Genomic DNA, 16,618 nt, shown 5'->3' with positions numbered 1-16,618 from the left:
ACTTTTATATTAAAAATAGACGACCTGACTCTTAAAATTTGCCAGATCAGTATAAAACTGTCTAATATTTGTTCTGGTACCTCTGTTGTTGCACCCGTTGTGCAGTAGGCTCTAGAGGCTGGCGAAAAATAAGTATACGACGCCTTAAGCTCACAGCGTACCCATAACCTAACTAAAAGGTAGATTAATAATGACACTAAAAGGTCTGATTAAACTTACCCACCTTCTCCAGGAATATCCACTCACTATCATTCAATGGCAGATACTGCTGGTAGTGGCGGAAAATCCCGGTGAAACCATTACTGACCTGGTGAATGCCGAAAAACTGACCTGCGGCACTCCCAGCGATATTGCTGTCAGTGTGAAACGTCTGGGTGAAGGCCGTCATGACCGTCCAGGGCTGGGCCTGATTAAAAAAGCCCAACATGAGGACGATGGTCGTTATTTCAAACTGACCCTGACTCCCAAAGGTAAAAAACTGGTTGAAAAAATAAAGACCAAAGCGCGCTATATTAAATAAAGCCATCCTTTGGGCTCAGGAATGCTGCTAACTGCTGTAGTGACTAGTACGGTTTTCTCAGCTTGAGCCCTGATTGCGGTTTATCCCGCGCTCGACTTTGGTAGTTCCACCGGATGGAGCTGTTGTACCTACATCAGGTTTTCTCTCAAGATACTGCTCTATTATCTCATGCACCCAATGGATGAGAACGGTTTCTTTAGGTTTCTTCGAACTTAACCGTCGCTAAATTCCTCTGGAACTCTGACAATTCGACTTGGAAAAGGTTTCTTAGCCATCCAGACCTTCAAGGTCTTTAAGATATCAATCTTTGAACGATAGTTCTGAGTCAGGGCAATTTAAACACATCAGCTGAGCCAGGCTCCTACAACACAGTAGATCCTGACTCGATGACACCGGTCACGTATTAGTTAAAAATGGTTTCAATTACTTTGGTTTTGGAGCCCATGCTGCGCACCATCCCCCCTCCTCTACTGTGCGGCCGGCAAAAAGTGTACAGCCATTATTCTTGCTTGCTTCAAAAAACATACAGTTTTTGCAGTTGTTGCCTTCCTTGTATTTTGAATTGTTTTTAGCATCAGAAGCCTTTTTTACATAATTCAGAGCTTGAGCCTGAGGCTCGTCTTCCTGTACTTCACCCGCAGGCGCCGGTGCGGCTGATGATTCCAGTGATACCAGCGGTATCAAGCTGCAAGCCAGCCCGAGCTGCATAAACTTTCTTCTGTCCATTTTCAGTCCTCATCAAGTGTCATTCGACCGCATTCTCTTTTACGCAATCTAATAAAAAGCAGATCTTACGTGATTAATCAAAAAACCATTATTTACTACCGGTAAGTTCAGTTACCGGTAGTAATAGAATAAACTTGATACTATTAATACCAGTATTATAATACTGGTATTAATAGTTCATTACTTGGTAAGAAATCATGGATAACAAGGTCAACACTGAGAATCAGAAGGATATTCAGCGCAGAGAGCTGGTTTTCAGAGTTCTGGACGACCTCCAGGCCAGAGGCGAACGTATTAATGCCGATAAGCTGGCTCGAATTGCCAAAATGGGAAAACAGACCGTTCTGCCCTATTACAATGAATGGCGTTTTCTGGATGATGCTGAGAAAGAAGTGGATGAAGAGCTGCCAGCCGACCTGGTCCGAGTGCTGAAGCGTTCACTGATTCAGTGGAAACATGATGCAACAACCTCACAACGTGACTTTGAAGATCAGGCCAATCAGGAAATCGATGAGCTTCAGCAAGCCGTGCAACAGCTAACCGAGGAACGAATCGCTCTGAAACAACAGATGGAGCAGTTAGTATCTGAAAGCGAGAGCCTGAAAGAAAACAATGAAACATTAAGCCAGCAACAGTTGGACTCCGAAAAGATCGCTATTCAACTCAAAGAACAGTTAAACGCAGAAGTAGAGAAAAATAAGAAGCAGGAGGAAACCCTTGCTGCCAGCAAAGAAGAGCACACGCAAGCCCTCACCTCCCTGGAAACAAAGCTCGACAACCAATACCAGGGACAAATAAATCACTGGATCAAAACCGTTGACAGTGAACGCAGGTTAAGAGCTGACATTGAGTCAAAACTGCAAAAGCAAAAAGAATCGGAACTCGCCGTCGAGAAGGCTCACAACGAAATTCAATATCGATTAGAAGCTAAGTCCAAAGCCCACCTGGAAGCTTGTGAGGATCGAAACAACTATAAGGCTGCGGCTAAAGAAGCCGAGCCACAGGTTCAGATCATTAAGGAGCTGGCACTGCTGCTGAATCAACCAACCCAAGCGATCTCCAGTACGGTAAGACAATTACTCGATACAGAACACAGAGCCAGACATGATCAGGATGCAGTCAAGGAATCAAAGAAGGTGCAGACAGCCCTGGAACTCAAAAACCGAGAATTGCAGGAAGAGCTGGATTCCTCAAAAGCTCTGGAGCGTGAAGTAGAGCGGCTAAAAGGTTACAACGATGCTCTGAAGCTCACTATTGAGCAGAAGAAAGAGAACCGGCCATGAGCTTACCTGCTCTCTCCGAGCTACTGCGGCTACCAGACCAACAGTGTCTATCCCCTGCTCTGAGCACCGATATGACAGGGGCAGCCAATGACAGCGAGATTCTTACCCTGTTTTTAAATAAGGCCGCTGCTCGTTCAGGCGAGACCCTTCGACGTTATGAGCGGGAAATCCTACGCTTCAGTGCCTGGTTATATCAGGATATGGGCGTGGGTTATAAAGATGTACGCCTGAAACACCTGCAAATGTATCTTCATCATGTACAAAACCTGCCTGAGCGCTGGTTGAAGAAAGGAGTTCTACCAGGTCAGCCTGAGAGAATTCTGTTTAAGGCGCCGATCAAACCCGGTAAAAGCTCAGACCAGGTAATCGATGTCCTCTCCTCTTTCTTTTCTTTTCTGGAGAAAAATCGCTATACCCTTGGGAATCCTGCCGTTTCATTAATTCGTTCAGGCGAAAAGCTGGCCAGAGGCACCACAACCATTCGATTCTTCCATGAGGAGGAATGGCAACATTTATTGAATTGCCTCGATCTTCAGATGCAGAGTGAGCAAATACCTGAATCCGAGTCGGCCAGAACACGCTATATCATAACGCTTGGCTACAGCCTGGGACTTCGTGAATCGGAACTCACCGGACACAGTTGCAATGACATTCATCCAGATATTGAAGGTGGCTACTTTCTAAGTGTTTTGGGTAAAGGCCGTAAGCGCCGCCAACTTCCGCTTAATCATCAGCTGGTTGAGCAAATCAAGGCGTTCAGACAAAGGTTTCATTATGAAGGACTTTTCGGAGATGACTTCCCCCTCGCCCCACGAACCCGTAGAGTTCAGGGACAATTGAGTGGTCTTTCCTCAAGAGGCTTACGCTTCTGGTGGCAAAACTTCATGGATTTTTGCGCCTTACGTGCACAAAACAGCCAGCAGGCATCAAGATTTACAGCCATGCCTTTCCATGCCTTGCGACATACAGCTCTGACTCATCTTGCCCGACAAATGGACATTGAGGATCTGGCCATCTTTGCCGGGCACGACTCTATTAATACAACCAGCCAGTACTACCACACAGAAGCCAGAAGACTGAAAAAAATGACCGAAGCTCATTATCTATGAGCCTGTCACAGCCAGGGAAGGCTGCAGCATAATCACTCTCGGCTTTTATAATGGAAATACCACAATATAAAACCTGGAAGCGTCCATACAGATGGGCTCCTGCTAAAGTTATTGAGTGAGCAACATGGCCAGGGAAGGACATGAATTTCTGCAAGAGCTGTCGAAAACCAATCCATGGAAATGGCCTGGAAGCATTGGGCAGCCATTGGCACCTGCACTGTTTTAACTGCCGTACCTGTAAGAAACCCCTTCTGAACAAGACTTTTGTTGGGTTTAATGGTCGCCCGTTCCATCCACGCTGCCTGAAATGTCCAGGATGTCGCAAAACCATCAAAGGCAAATTCATAGAAAATGATGGCATGCCCTGGCATCTGGGCTGCTATCAAAAACAGAATCACCCTCTTTGTGCTGTCTGTCGCAGGCCCCTCAGTGAACACTATTTAATGGATTTTTGGGGCAATGCCTTCTGTGATACCCATCAGGACTATACCAACTGTTCAAGCTGTAGCCGGATTGTCTGCAAAAATATAACCGATGGGGGCATGTCTTTTCCTGACGGTCTGGTGATCTGCAACATCTGTAATCTCAGGGGGGTGATCACCCAGGAACAAGGCGACAGTTTGATGGATCAAATGCGCTCAGCCCTGGCATCTGTGGGGCTTAAGCTTCATCAATCCAGCACACCATTAACGCTCTGCGACCGGGATGAACTTCGTGAAGCTAGCCGTCATAACTTTCATAACGAGAGGCCGATACTGGGTTTGGCCCGGTGGAGCACCACCACAGCCGGTAACGGTCAGGTCATTTCAAGAGAGTTCAACGACATTTTGATTCAGAAACATCTACCGGAAGAACACTTTAGAACGGTTGCCATCCATGAACTGACTCATGCCTGGTTCTTTTATAACAACTATCGAGATCTGCCATTGGAAGTCGAAGAAGGCATGTGTGTGATGATGGAGTATATCTGGTTAAAAAATCAGGACACCAAAGACGCGGAGTTTCGAAGAATGGCAATAGAAAGCAGCGATGATCCGGTTTACGGTCATGGTTTTCAGATGGCACGAGCCTCTCTGAAACTAATGCCTCTGAAAACCCTTCTGCAATTCATCAAGGAGCGAAAAAAGTTCCCTACCCGCTGGACCGCTTTTTTTTACCAGTAAACTATTTTCAGTATTGATGCTTAAAAGTTAAGGTCTGGCTCTCAGGCCTTTATCTTTTCTGGTATATTTCGGGGAGAAGAAAACGTAAAAAACTGATCTGTTGGTCCCGAAAGCTGTAGAAACTTTAAAGCCTTAACAGCATCTTCGACAGTGGGTAACTGATTGATGGGTAGCCACCAAAGAGCCTGGGTAGGTCCCTCCATTTTTTCAAACCAGAGTTTTTTGTTTTTTAGCAATTGAAGATGTTCACCGGAATAGACAAACGTCTTTAACGCCTCTACATCTCTCCAAACTGACAGATTGATGATGATATTTTCGTCTTCAAAAGCCTGTATTGATGTTGCGTCATCACCCTCTTCCGTCTGTAAACGCCAGACAAAACCGTCAGAACGATCAGCCAGCTGATTTATCGTGTCCAGCTGGTCGACAAAACCTTTCATAATGGGTGAATCAAGCGAAGCTCTGGCACGAGCAATATTAACTTGGGCTAAGTGAAACTGATCCATCAGATACTCTCATTATTATGATGCTTATAACAGAGATGGAGATAAACCAGAGTATTTCAAGGGAGGGAGTGTCAGGCCTGCGAGAACAACGCAAACCTGACTCATTTGAGAACAGAGTTAGACTATTTTCTGAACGACCTCATGAACGACACTGGCTAGCAGCTTCAGGCAGCGTGGCAGACAACCCTGTTGCCAATGATCCAGTACTTTGAAGCAATCGGTACTCACTGAACATGAGATCATTACTGCCACGAATCAGGGCATTGGAGGCATTAAAAAACTCTCTTTGACTGTCGAGCATATCCAATAGGGTTCGTGTACCCACCTGGAACTGCTTTTTGTAGTAATCCCTTGATTCCTTAGACAGACTCACGTGGCTTTCAAGAGGGTTCAGTCTTTCCTGGCCAAAACTAACGGCTACCCAGGCCAGGCGAACTTCTTCTTCAATTTGGCGGTGCACTCTGTTTTTGACTTCAATGGCTTCGTTCATCAACTGACTGGTTTGCGCCTTTCGGGCAGAGTCAGCACCGCCATTGTAGAGATTGAAATTAAATCTCAACAAGGCTGAATGATCATAAACCGTGCCTTTATCACCATTGACGTCTTTTCCCCAGTTTGCAGCCAGTGCCAATTCGACGGTCGGGCTGAAAGTACTTTTACTGCCTTCGTACTGTGCCTGGGCCGCTTCAACATCGGTACGAGCTATTTGTAATATCGGATGACTGCTGCCCGCTACTTTTAAGGCTGCTTCCAAATCAGTCGGCAGTTGACTGATAGAACCGGGAGCTTCAAAAACATCGGGCAAATTGCCAACCACTCTCCGGTACAATGTTTCCGCATCTCTTAACGCCGCCTGACTGGTAATGTGATTGGCTTTAGCCAGGACCAGACGACCTTCAGCCTGAGCCTGATCAGCGTCGGAGCTTAAACCAATATCTGCTTTTCTACGGATCAATTTGACGATTTCTTCATGCTGGGCAAGGTTGTCTTCTGCACTTTCAACCAGCGCACGATTACGAATAACGCCAATATAAGCCTCAATCGCATTGAGACTGATACTCTCAACGATTGAACAAATTTCCAGATTAGCGGCCTTACTACGGGCCTCCTGCCGCTCAAGATCATAGGATGTAAACTGTCCATCCCACAGCATCTGCGTGGCGGTCAAACTGGCTTGTCGTCTTGTTCGATCAGCGTGCTTTTCTACCGACAAATCTCTGTCTGGATTAGAAGGGTTTATTGCCGTTTGATAGGCCCCGATGGTTGTACCATTGCGGGTTCGTTCATACCCAACATTACCACTCAAATCGACCTTAGGATAAAAGCCGGCTCTGGCCTGTTTCACTTCATGCCCTACTGCCTGAGCCGCGCTGGTCCTCACCATAATTTCCGGATTAGTGGCAAGTGCCTCATTAACGCTGTCCAGTAGGGTATCAGCTGAAACGTACCCGGATGTCAGTAATATGCTTAGCCCTAAATGCTTGACTACTCTCTTGGCCATTAGAATTCTCCCTTTATTGCCATTCTTTTTATTGTTGCTATTCGTTCAATAAGAGTATTTGTGATGTAATTCTGTTTTAAACAATCAGCTGTCCGTTGCTGACAAGCTGTGCGATGACTTCGTCACCGGTAGCATCGACTCCCCATTCAGTACTGACCCCATCCAGGACGATCTGCAAGGTTTGTAAATCAGGATCAGAAATACTGTTAAACTCGATCACAGTACTGTCCTGCCCAACAGACACGGAAAGCCCTTCAGCGGTAATGTCTGCAATAAACTGGGAAACATCGGTTGTGTCTTCTGCAACCAGAAGATCACTGAGGTCGAGATAATCGGCCTCTGTATCAGCACCAGTATTGCCAATTTTGAAATCAAGGATGCGGTCTGTCTGGATAGTGTTATCTGCAAGAAGATCATTCATGGCGAACGCAAAAGTATCCGCCCCACCATTACCTATGAAGACATCATTAGCTGTGGTGCCGGTAATGACATCATCTGCATCGGTTCCTGATATTGCGCCCCCTTTAATATTGACTGTTTGCACTGTACTGGCAGCCTCATCGGCATCCACTGTTTTATAAGAGAATGAATCACTGACACGACTTTCAATGGAGCCAAGCACCCAGTTACTGCCGGTATCGTTAGATGATGCCGAGAAGTCCATTTCCACAATACCCAGGCCTTCTGTATTGATCAGATACTGATTGCCATGCCCTACGGTGATTGAAGCACTGTAATCATCATCACTAATACCCAGCTGAGGCTTATTAAAGGTCCATGTTCCTTCGCTGCCATCTTCAAAAGTGACAGAAATCTTGACCGCCGCATTCTGGTTGGCATCAGCATCAAAGTGCCCACCCAGTCCATCTACACCGATAACAGCAAAAGCAATCGCTGCGGAATACTGCACATTGATGGCATTGCCACGTTTAATTCCGTCGTTCTTGATACCCAGCCCTATGCCTACATGGCCGGGTTGGTTGTATTGTTCAAACTCGCCATTTTCGGTTGACGTTGTGATGACGACCCCGGCCTGCTGACTGGTGAGCACATTCTTCTCAACATTCAGCGCGCCCCAGCCCTGCAGTCCAGGCTGTGATGCGATGCCCAGGTCCAGTTCGGCTACTTCATAATTCAATGAATCGAGGCTGTACGTGGTCAATCCCCGATCCATGTCTGTTACATCGAGTTCAGAACCGTTGTGCTCAAGAAACAGCCGCCCATACTCGGGGAGCTTCTCGATAATGATCTGTAACTGAGCATCGGAGTGATCGGGGTCTGAAACGTACTGACTGAAATCGACAGTCTCTGAAGCCGGATCAATAACAAATCCCTGAGCTACGGGGTCATCATTCATCGCAGTAACAGTCAACGTAGTATTCAGCGCATCACTGTCTAACTCGCCATCATTCGCCCAGACCCGGATCTCACGATCCCCTTCTACAGGATCTTCTGACGTGTTTTCATAACGGATTGAAGTTAACAACGCCTGGTAGTCAGCCACCGAAGCTGTTCCAGAGAAAGTAATGGTCAGTACACCATTTTCATAACTGTCCTGCCGGTTTATGCCTGCAGGTACCTGAGTTTGATATTGATCAGCCTGAGAGTCGTAGTCACCGGTTATCTCAACCACCAAACGCTCCAGTGATCCATCCACATCAGATAGCACCATGCCTTCAAACAACTGGGTAGGTTCTGACTGCCCTTCCTGATAAGTTTGCTCCGAGGTGCTGTTACTGAACAATTGGCTGGCATCGAGTATCTGGCCATCCATACTGACTTCCAGAACAGCGCTGCCTCTATTCTCCCAGTAGACAATCTCTATATCGTAAAGTCCGCTTGAATTCGCTGTAAATTGACCACTGCTGTTGCCCGCACCTCGGTCACGATTAAACTCTGTGACCACTTGATCATTAATCTTCAGGCTGAAGCCATCATCTGAGCGTACGGTGAAGTTATGGTCCCCGGCATCCAGTTTGATCTGACCAGTAAACCGAAGCGCCATGGTTTCGAAGGGCTCATCGCCCAAGCCGGAAAGATCGCTGCCACTGCTGCCAATGAACTGACTCAGTGTATCGGGATTACCATCATCAAAAGACAGTGTATGAGCGAGGAAGGTTGCATCAGGTTGCTCATCATCCATAAAGGTCAGCACTTCTGATAAAGCATTAAAAGCACCGCTAGAAGCCGGACTGGCATCAAAGATTTCAACGTTCAGGCCGGAACGGTTTGCCAGTAGAGGCTGGTCATTAACCGCAGCAACGTTAATGGCGATCTCCGAACGGGTTTCCTGGGTACCACCATGACCATTATTACCACGATCGTTACTGATCATGACCAGAGTATCACTGCCGTTATAGTCGGGAAGTGCCTGGTAGGTCAGTGTTTTCAGGGCCAGATTAATGTCATCCTGACTGCCTTGAACAGTCAGGTTGTCAGTGCCCTGCCCGCTCAAACTTAAGCCTGTAGAAGAGCCTAATGTAAGACGACCCTGTTCTACCTGAAGGGTGACACGAATAGCCTCATCGTTAGCATCAGCATCCAGAACACTGAGCTGATCGATTTGAAGGTCTGTGTCCTCATTGGCCTGTATTGGCGATTGGGCTAGATTCAGCGCATCAGACGACAGTTCAGAATCATTAAAATAGTTTTCAGGGGCATCATTCATGGCACGAATAGAAATTCTTGATACCACAGGCTGCCCGTCTCCATGACCATCATCGACTGTCCAGGTCAACTCCCTCTGAGCGGTTGACGGGTTATCTCCTGAGCTAGTGAAGGTGATGGTTTCCAACACATGTTCAAAAGCTTGCCGTTCCAGACCCGCTGGATCTAATACTGAAATGCTCAGACTACCTGTCGCAGTATCCCAGCTTATGTCGAGACCTGGCTGCTCACTCAGCACACCCAGGGCATCATGATTCGAATCATAATTCTTACTGATAGTAACGGACACAGAATGAATCTTGGCACTGTCCGGATCGACTAATGTCAGTGCATTATCGACAACAACCTGGTCACTGTTCTCTTCATAGGTCCAGTTACGAACATGATCAACCCGGGCCGCATCATTGACAGCAGTGACATTGATGGTGGATTCAACTGGCAGGCTATTATCCTGGCCATCATTTGCAATCCAGGAGACGGTTCTTGGCCCTGCAGAAGGATCTTCACTGTTGTTTCGATACTGGACTTGTCTTAGAAGACTTTCGAATTCGCTGACAGAAACCGGATTATTGACGGGGTCTTTAGCAGTCAGTTTTAAGAAGCCCTGACCACTCCAATTCACAGAGATTTTTGCAGAGTCATAAAGACTGTTATCAAGCTCCAACCAGTCCTGTCCGTTCTCATATCCCTCTGAAATACGAATCGTCACACTGTGGAGATTGTCATTATCAACATCTGTTAATGAAAGACTGCTGTCGATGACCTGATAACCATCGTTTTCTACATAAGCCAGGGCTGAACTTGCCACGGTCATTTCTGGAGCATCATTCACAGCATGCACGTTCAGGGAAGTTGTGACAGGGTCACTCCAGGTATGGCCGTCATTGATTTTAATGGACAGTACCCGTTGGCCAGCCAAAGGATCTTCAGAAGTGTTCTCATAAGTCACATTCGCCAGGGCAGTTTCATAAGCTTCGATACTGACCTTACCCGTCAGCTTTAATGTGCCTGTCTGAGCGTCATAACTCTCGATACTGATGCCATTAGCAGCGGAGAAGTTGAGTACATCCTCGCCTTGCTGGAAATTGAGAATTTTGATTTCAGCACCGGATAACTCTGCATCGTCGCTATCGCTGAGTGTCAGCCCCTGATCCAGAGCGACGGCACCGTCTCCTTCGGTGTATGAAGTGCTGTTTTTCAGTGTGCTGCTCTGGTCGAGAACCTGGTAACCATTCCCGCTGTCCACTTCAACTTTAAGCACTGCAGCCACTGCATTCTCAAAATAAATCAGTTCAAAGGACTGATAACCCCCTTCATCGACATTAACGGTATAGGTGCCTGTACTTGGAGCCGCAGATCGCAGACCCTCATACTTGGCCACTTCCTGGCCATTGATTCGAAGAATAAAACCGTCATCTGATGTAATGCGGAAGCTATGAGCCCCTTCTCCTAACTGGATCTGGCCTGACAGCTTAAACGCCATGGTTTCAACATTGGCGGTGGTATCCCCGGTCAGATCTTCTGCCCCATCACCCAGGAACTCAGACAAAGTTGGGGCAGAGTGATCGGTGTAATCAATGTTCGTGGCAGTAAAAGAGGCGTCTGGCTGATTATTTTCGATCAGATCAAAGGCAGCCTGAAGATTTGGAATGGCACTGTCGGTATTAAAGACTTCGCCGGTCAGTCCGCTGGCAAGCAAGATGACAGGGTCATCATTATCGTAGGCAATGGTTTTTTCAAAGAGTTCATTACCATTCCCGGCATTGTCCAGAACGCTGCCCTTTGCCAACTGAATGCTGATACTTCCCTGATCCACACCCACTTCAAAAGCAGGTTTGATCTTCAGCTCATACTGGCCATTACCCAGATCGGTAATGGATTCAATCATGCCATTTTGTACCTGAAAATCATCCGGCTGAAGATCAGGCCAGTCATTCTCATCGGTATAGCTGGCATCACTAAGACTGAAGACAGTAGTAAATGATTGGCTATCGACCTGACCCGGGTCGGACATTTCAGCAACAGGAGCTTTGGTATCCAAAGTATACAGATAGGCTGGCCCGGTCTTGGAGACATTGCCTGCTGCGTCACTGATTCTGGCGCTGATTTTATAATCGCCGTCAGGTTGGCTTCCTGTAACAGGAATCTCAGCCTGATTTGCTAATAGATCTTCTGCAGTAACGATGTAATCGATGTGTTCAGGCTCACCACCCACCGGTTTCAGAGTCAGACGAACCTTATCTCCTTCTTCCACCCCTTCAGGTAGAGATACCAGAGCCTTGAAGTCAGAGCTTTCCTGGTTATTTATGTAGCCATCAGCAGCCGCTGGAAGGATAACAATGGGCTTGCCCAGATTGTCTGGTTTGTGATCTCCATCTGTGTCACCAGGCACTGTGAAGTCCAAAGTAACGGAGTGCTGCTTATCAGCCTGATTGTCAGAAACGTCGCTGGTTGCTGCTTCAAAGGATACCGAGCTGTCATCGTCGAACTGACGCAGGAAGGCTGGTTCCAGTTCAACTGTAAACCGGCCATTCTCTACCGTGGTCGTAAATGAAGACTCTTTCGCTTCACCGGCAATCAATCCAGTCACTTTGATGCTGACAGACTGACCATTTTCAATGCCTTGAGTTCTGCCATTCACTTTCACCACACTGCCTGCTTCGTTCCAGCTGATATCACCGGATTTATTCAGACTGAGAGAAGTAATGACGGCATGACTATCAAAGGTGACCTGCTGAACGGCATACTCATACTGAGGTGCAACATTACCGGCTTCATCAACCACTCTCAGCCAGTAATTCACTTTTTGACCATCGGTACGAGCGGTGCCTTCAGCCTCAGCAAACGACCAGTCCTGACCCTCTACGGTAACTCCGCTGAGCCAGGTTCTGCCGTTGTCCATGGATATCTGCAGTGATTCATCGTCGGCAAGTGCCTGGTTCAAAGAACCCGTCAGAGTCAGACCATCAAAATCATGAGTTCTGAAATCATCAGCCACTCCGGAATCATCGCTGATCGAATCAAGGGTGACCTCTGTGCCAGACAGCGTTCTATCCAGTTCCGTTGAACTGGTTTCAGTGGGAGAAGTATTACCTGATTTATCAGTAACGCTGGCCTCTACCAAAATAGAGCCGTCTTCAAACTCGTCAAGATCAATGCCACGCCCGCTGGGGTGCTCAGGGGCTTGAGGATAGAGTGTCAGAACAAACGAACCATCGGCTTTGACCGATGCCTCATAGTTATACTCTGTGTCGCCCTGGTAAAGTTTTATCTGGACTTTCTGTCCCTGCTCAGCCCCATCGGTCATTCCCGACACTTTAAATGTTTTGGTAGCTTCAACACCGTTGATGCTCTCGCCTGTTGTAAACATCAGACTACCAGTAACAATTTCCGGTGGATTCACATCGACCAATAAGTCCGCTGTATCAGGGGTTGCAACGTTGCCGGCTCGATCTACTACCGTCGCTTCAACAGTATATTCAGTGCCTTCTTCGTCAGAAGTATCAATCGAATTCTGGTCAGGAATCGAGAACTGCCAGGTTCGATCATCTTCACCGATCGTGAACTCGACAACCTGAACACTCTCATCCTGTTCCGGGAACGAACGATTGGCATAAGTCACACCATCCACGGTGACTTTAAGATATTCATCATCTCCCAGAGGCGCTTTCAGCTTGCCTGAAATCTCAGGGGTAGAATCATTGGTCTTATGGTTATAAACGACTGTACCTTTGGGTGCTTTGGTATCAAAGATCAGTTCGTTCTGGGTAGTGTCCTGAATGAAATTAGGGTCAAGAGTAGGATTGAGAACCGTTGCCACAACTTCATAAACACCGTCGGCAGGCAAAGGGTGGCCTGACAGATCCAGAGTCCACTGGCCTTCACTGTCCACTTGCAAAGGCGCAGAAGACACCCCAGCAGTAAACAGTTGACCATTGACCAAGACCTGCAGGATTTCGTTTTCACCCAAAGCCACTTCACCGGTCAATGTCGGTTCAGGGTTGTTGGTATAGAGTGTTTCAACGGTGGGTTCATCCAACACAGGAATCACATTAACCGTGATGTTCTGTGGCTCCGTCGTCACCTCTGAATCACCATCTCGGGTCACGGCTGTGACCTGAAGTTCAAAGTCACGATCACTGTTTTCGGGTGGACGAATCGTTAACTGAGCCAGATTCCAGCTCAGAATATCAACCTGACTGACAGGCGGGTTGATGGTTACGGTCTGCTGACCGTCTGAAAGCACAGAGCCTTCAGGCATTCCTTTAAGAATCAGGCTGGTTACCTGCTCATCCGCATCACCGTCATCCCCTACAGAAACCATGATTCCGGAGAGATCAATCCCTGCGCGCACTTCTATTGGTGTATCTTCATGACCTGAAACCGAATCGGGTACCACCAGATCGGCAGGCTCTGCAACAGGAAGAATTTCAACTTCGAGCGGCTTCTCAGCGACTTCTGATGAAGTGCTGTTTTGCTCAGTACTGGTCACACTGACTGTGAAAGTGTGTGTGCCTGAATAGTTCAGAGGGGGAAGTACTTTCAGCCCAACTTCAGCACCGGGATTCAAGACCAGAATTCCGCCCGAGACCGCCAGTTCTCCCTGGGCATTAATGAACTGCCAGCCTGGTGGGATATTACTGATTGTGACAGGCGATAATAGCTCACTGCCATCCTGATCACTGATCATTGCCTGAATGTTCAAGGCTACCGCCGTATCTTCAGGGCCACTGGCATTGGAGACATTCAGAACGGGCATATCAGCGACAGGGTCAACGGTCAGGGTAGCCGTTGAGGGGGTTGAATCCGCTCCATCGGACACGTCAAAATTAAAGGTGACGTCTCCACTCCAGTCTTGTGAAGGTTTAAAGGTCCAGCTTTGGTTGGCAGGATTATAAGTAAGAGAGCCACTGCCAGAAGAGACCGATGAAATAGACAGGTTTGTGGCACTTAAATCATCAAGTGCATTGTCAACATCGCCAGATCCTGCCAACAGTTGTTGTTGGGTAATCACAATACTGCGATCTTCATCAGTACTGGTCAGATCAATCGGTGATCCAGTGACTGTTGGAGCATCGTTACTGCCGACAATGGTGATTTTTATCTCGGCTTCGGTACCATCCACGGACTTAACCGTGATGATATCTTCCAAATCCGGGCTGCTGGTGTTGAGAGCATCCACTACCGGATGATCGTTATTCAGCGTGTATTCCCAGGAACCACTGGCTTGCATAACCAGTGTGCCATAAAGACCAGCTATCGTTTTAGCCTGGAAACCATTATTGTGATTATTATCAACGTCAGTGGCTGACAGTTTGCCGGTTGCTATGGAGCCGGGAGCACCGTCTTCTACTACAGTGCCACTGAAGCCATTAAAGACATCTTCAATCACAGCCGGATCGTTCAGTCCTTCGACAGTGATGGTTAGGTTGGCTGAGTCGGTTTCAAGACCATCAGTGACTACATAACTAAAGACCTCATCCGCTCTTTCACCTTCTGCCAACTCCCTGAAAGCCAATCTCTGGGGGTCCAGCTCATAAGTGTAGGAACCCTCTGCCTGCCAGGTCAGATCACCATACAGACCCGTAATTTTTCCGGGTATGGACTGGCCATCAAAGGATTGAACCGATAATTCGTCGGTCAGATCTTCATCTGAATCATTATCAAGAACATTGCCGGAAATAAACTGAATTTCAATCAGTTTATTCTGTAGAAAATCTTCAATCGCAGAGGACTGGACACTGGAATTTTTTGGCGACAGTGTGAAGCCTTCAACCGTTTCCTGATAGCCACCTAAAGTATCAGTGGCAATAATACTTCCTGAAGTTACCTGTAAATGACTGATTGCAAGACTGGGGTCATAGAAAGTGTCTCGATCATTCATTACACCGATTGTTATTAAATAAGTGCCTGCCTCAGAGGCTGCCCAACTAAATTGACCTTGATCATTCTGAACACTGGCCAGCATTTGCTGGTTACCATTGATTGAGACAAAACTGAAATCGTTAAAACCATCATCTGGATCTATATCGGTGTAAAACCAATCAAAACTCAGCTCCCCACCCTGCTCCATCTGAACTTCAAAGAAGATGGCAGAACCATTCTTAGAACCTTGTTCAATGAGATCCATTTCCAGACTCATGGAATGACGGTCATCAACAGCTACCGGTTTGTCATTACTGCCTGCAATGATCAGAGAAACGGTTTTTTGTTCACTGACTGCGGAATCTGTACCAGAGTCATCAGTAGCAATGTATCGGAAAGCAACTGTGACGGTTTCACCATCAGCCAACGCATTAAAGTCTGGATTAATAACGCTGTAGGTACCATCAGCATTGACGGTAACAGAAGTGTTGACAGGATCAACGACATCTAAATCACCATCGTCAGTAGTGACAGACTCAGCCACCAGGCTGAAGGTATGAGCATCAGTGGTATCTTCATCGGTGACAGATAAAGAGCCTTCGAATTGAGCGGCTTCCTGACCATCATCTGCAATCAGACTGCCATCTTCTGTCAAATCAGCGAGTGTGACATTTTGAACAACCGGCTGATCATTGCTGCCAGTGATGGTCAGGGTAACGGTCTTTTCTTCACTGGCGGCGGAATCCGTACCTGAGTCATCAGTAGCGATATATCGGAAAGTAACTGTGACGGTTTCACCATCAGCCAGAGCATTGAAATCTGGATTGATAATACTGTAAGTACCATCAGCATTGATGGTGACAGCAGTGTTAACCGGATCAACGACATCTAACTCACCATCGTCAGTAGTGACAGACTCCGCCACCAAACTAAAGGTATGAGTATCGGTAGTGTCTTCGTCAGTCACTGACAAAGAGCCTTCGAATTGAGCGGCTTCCTGCCCATCGTCTACAACCAGACTGCCATCTTCTGTCAGATCAGCGAGTGTGACATCTTCCACCACTGGCTGATCATTACTGCCGGTAATGGTCAGCGTAACCGTCTTCTCTTCACTGGCGGCGGAATCCGTACCAGAGTCGTCGGTGGCTGTGTAATTGAAGGAAACAGTAACTGTTTCACCTTCGGCTAAAGCATTGAAATCCGGGTTAACAACACTGTAGCTTCCATCAGTGTTTACAGTAACGATGGTGTTTACTGGATCAACGACATCTAGCTCAC

The 16,618-nt window shown here is 47.2% G+C and carries 8 protein-coding genes; 4 read left to right on the top strand and 4 right to left on the bottom strand.

Annotation, left to right across the window (positions count from 1 at the left end; all coding sequences use genetic code 11):
• The first annotated feature begins 190 nt into the window (after positions 1 to 190).
• Positions 191 to 520, top strand: a complete 330-nt coding sequence (locus ACR2PX_RS09390; protein WP_433999098.1) for a MarR family winged helix-turn-helix transcriptional regulator — start codon at positions 191 to 193, stop codon at positions 518 to 520.
• A 423-nt stretch (positions 521 to 943) separates the two neighbouring features.
• Here ACR2PX_RS09390 and ACR2PX_RS09385 read toward each other — a convergent pair whose 3' ends face one another.
• Positions 944 to 1,246, bottom strand: a complete 303-nt coding sequence (locus ACR2PX_RS09385; protein WP_433999097.1) for a high-potential iron-sulfur protein — start codon at positions 1,244 to 1,246, stop codon at positions 944 to 946.
• Positions 1,247 to 1,443: 197 nt separating this feature from the next.
• On the opposite strand from ACR2PX_RS09385, the gene ACR2PX_RS09380 reads away from it, so the two are divergent.
• From ACR2PX_RS09380 to ACR2PX_RS09370, 3 genes are all read left to right on the top strand, one after another.
• Positions 1,444 to 2,529 carry a DNA-binding protein gene (locus ACR2PX_RS09380; RefSeq protein ID WP_433999096.1) on the top strand — a complete coding sequence of 362 codons (1,086 nt, stop codon included), beginning with the start codon at positions 1,444 to 1,446 and terminating at the stop codon, positions 2,527 to 2,529.
• The gene (locus ACR2PX_RS09375; RefSeq protein WP_433999095.1) at positions 2,526 to 3,638 is read left to right on the top strand and encodes a tyrosine-type recombinase/integrase; all 1,113 of its coding nucleotides are present in this window, start codon (positions 2,526 to 2,528) and stop codon (positions 3,636 to 3,638) included. The genes ACR2PX_RS09380 and ACR2PX_RS09375 overlap by 4 nt, the downstream gene beginning before the upstream one ends.
• A 140-nt stretch (positions 3,639 to 3,778) precedes the next feature.
• Complete coding sequence (locus ACR2PX_RS09370) at positions 3,779 to 4,801, top strand: protein DA1 (protein WP_433999094.1); 1,023 nt, start codon at positions 3,779 to 3,781, stop codon at positions 4,799 to 4,801.
• Between the two features lie 41 nt (positions 4,802 to 4,842).
• On the opposite strand, the gene ACR2PX_RS09365 is transcribed toward ACR2PX_RS09370, so the two are convergent.
• The 3 genes from ACR2PX_RS09365 to ACR2PX_RS09355 all read right to left on the bottom strand — a co-directional run bounded on the left by ACR2PX_RS09365 (position 4,843) and on the right by ACR2PX_RS09355 (position 16,586).
• Positions 4,843 to 5,307 (bottom strand): DUF3291 domain-containing protein, encoded by a 465-nt coding sequence (locus ACR2PX_RS09365; RefSeq protein WP_433999093.1) that lies wholly within the window; start codon positions 5,305 to 5,307, stop codon positions 4,843 to 4,845.
• A gap of 139 nt (positions 5,308 to 5,446) precedes the next feature.
• A complete protein-coding gene (locus ACR2PX_RS09360) occupies positions 5,447 to 6,808 on the bottom strand; it encodes a TolC family outer membrane protein (protein WP_433999092.1) in 1,362 nt (453 codons plus the stop codon).
• A 76-nt stretch (positions 6,809 to 6,884) separates the two neighbouring features.
• Positions 6,885 to 16,586, bottom strand: a complete 9,702-nt coding sequence (locus tag ACR2PX_RS09355) for a VCBS domain-containing protein (protein ID WP_433999109.1) — start codon at positions 16,584 to 16,586, stop codon at positions 6,885 to 6,887.
• Between the last annotated feature and the right edge of the window lie 32 nt (positions 16,587 to 16,618).

Origin of the sequence: Endozoicomonas sp. (assembly GCF_051008435.1) — a bacterium.
Taxonomy (GTDB): Bacteria; Pseudomonadota; Gammaproteobacteria; order Pseudomonadales; family Endozoicomonadaceae; genus Endozoicomonas_A.
Note: the sequence above shows the minus strand (reverse complement) of the source record. Positions and strands in the feature narration are given on the sequence as shown.